1 protein-coding gene is annotated in these 2229 nt (G+C 52.8%); it reads right to left on the reverse strand.

Features of this window, described 5'->3' with window-relative positions:
• Positions 1 to 344: 344 nt before the first annotated feature.
• The coding region (locus tag BN93_RS00330) for a TonB-dependent receptor plug domain-containing protein (protein WP_044259280.1) at positions 345 to 2229 on the reverse strand (1885 nt) is incomplete at its 5' end.

Here is a 2229-nt window from a genome sequence, read left to right on the forward strand (position 1 = left end):
TTCTGTCATGTTTGGGTAGGTGCGGTTTAATGGGGTTTGTCCATCGGTTTTAGCCTTTTGTTGCGTTTTTTAGCTAGTTTGTTGCAACGGCTTTTCGTGCCTGTGCTAATAGTTTTCTGCAAATATACGCATTATTTAACGAACCAGCGCAAGTTTATAAGACTTTTTTGCAAAACAAGATTAGGTAAGCACAGGCGTTGGAGAATGGGTTTAGGTTGTTGTCTGTTGTTTTTCGTGGTTTTGTTAGGCTGGTATGGCGTGTTGGTGTGTGGTTGATACACCTGCTTTTGCCTTTAAACAATTTGCCCCCAACCACTTAACGGGGCGGTTGGGGGCAAGGTGTTTTAGTACGAAATCTTCACTCCGAGGAAAAGGCTACGTGGCTGTGTGGGGCCGTAAACGTAGTCGGAGGCTCGCGAAGGGCCTTTATCCAGGTCTTTCTGGTAGGCATCCAGCAGGTTCTGAACGCCTGCGCTAGCCTGCAACTTCACTTGGTTGTAGAGGTAGAAGTCGTACGCCAGTTTCAAGTTCAGCGTGAGGAACGAAGGCGTATGCTCGATGATGGAGAAGTCTTTGGTGCGTTCGCTGCCGCCCTTAGGGTGTCCAACGTACATCCTGCCTGTGTAAACGCCCGATAGCGACACGTTGAAATCTATCATCGGGCGCACGTTCAGCGTGAAATAACCATAGGTGTCGGGCGTGCGCAGCAGGCGTTTGGTGGTTTTAAACTCGTCGGCAGCATCGTCGTCCCATTCTTCTGCGTTGCGATAACGGCTGTTTTGCCACGTAAATCCGGCCTGCAATTGCGCCAAAGAAGATAGCGAAACCTTGCCTTCGAGGTTCAAACCGAACACCGTTGCGCCATTAGAGTTGTAGCGTTCTTCCACACGTGCGCCGTCGATAACGATGTCGTCAGCCAGCTTTCGTGTGGCAAACATGTTGTTCAGGCGGGTGTAGAAACCCTCGATAAGCAGGTTGGTTTGCACCGTTCCAAAGCTTTTATAGAGGTCGGCCGAGGCACTGAAACTGTGCGAACGCTCTTCTTTCAAGTCCTTGGCGAGGGCAATCTTCACGCGGTCGCCATCAGAAATCTTGGTGTGCAGGTCTTCGTCGAAGGCTTGCGGAGCCCTAAAACCGCCTGCGTATGTAAGGCGGAAGTTGGCGTTGGGCGTGGGATTGTAGCGCAGGTTAACGCGCGGACTGAATATCAGGTGCGAAATAAGGTTGTGCTTGTCTAGTCGTCCGCCCAACAATAGTCCCCAATGGGCGTTCTTCCACTCGTTTTGCACGAAGGCGCTACTGATGCGCACGCGCTGTTCGAGCAGGCTGTTGTAGCCCAACGAGCGGTCTTTTATGCGGTCGAAGCTGTATTCAGCACCCACGGTAAGGTCGGCTGGCATGAACAGCAGTCGGTCGAAGTTGTGCACATACTGCGCTCCGGCAATGTAGTTGATGTTGTGTGTAACGTTATAAGCCCTTTGCGCCTTGTCGAAAGCCTGCGCGTTGGCCAATATTTGCTGTTGGTCGTCGGGCAGTTTAGCCGCGTCTTCCTCGCTCATGTCTAGGCTAAGTCCCAGCTTGTAGGCCTCGTTCAGGGCCTTCTGCCCCTCGGCTGCGCTAGCCAGTTCGCCCAATCCGCCGTAATAGCTTTTGCGGTCTACGTTCTGAAACGAGGCGTATGCGCTGAAATGTCCCTTGCCGTTGGGGTTGAAAAGGTCGTAAGCCAAGCTGCCGCCGTTGATGGTATGCTCTATTTGTTCGGCAATATTGGCCTCGTGGGGCGGCAAGAAGAGGTTGTTGCCGCCACGGCGAAACTCTTTCAGCCCATGATATTTCAGGGTTACTTTTGAGTAATCGGTCAGGCGGAGAAAGGTGCTGAGCCCCAAAGTTTTATTGTCTAGCGTGGGCAAGTCGGTGTATCCGTCGCCATCGCGGTCGTAAGCCGAGCGGTGTCTGCTTTGCGCATAGAGGTAAAAGCCTGCCCTGCCGTTGGTTGTAACAACCGAAACGTTGCCCGTTGTGTTGTTGTCGAAAGCGGTAGAGCCAGTTGTTGCGCCAGTGATGGTGTGCGCCAGCTCGGCCGAATTTTCGCTAGGCTCCTTGGTAATGATGTTGATGGTGCCGCCAATGGCCGATGCACCGAAGAGTGCCGAGCCGCCTCCGCGAACAATTTCCACACGTTGTACCATGTTGGCGGGTATCTGTTCGAGTCCGTAAACGCCTTGTAGG

The sequence above is a fragment of the Prevotella conceptionensis 9403948 genome (genome assembly GCF_000312305.1).
In the GTDB taxonomy this organism is placed as follows: Bacteria; Bacteroidota; Bacteroidia; order Bacteroidales; family Bacteroidaceae; genus Prevotella; species Prevotella conceptionensis.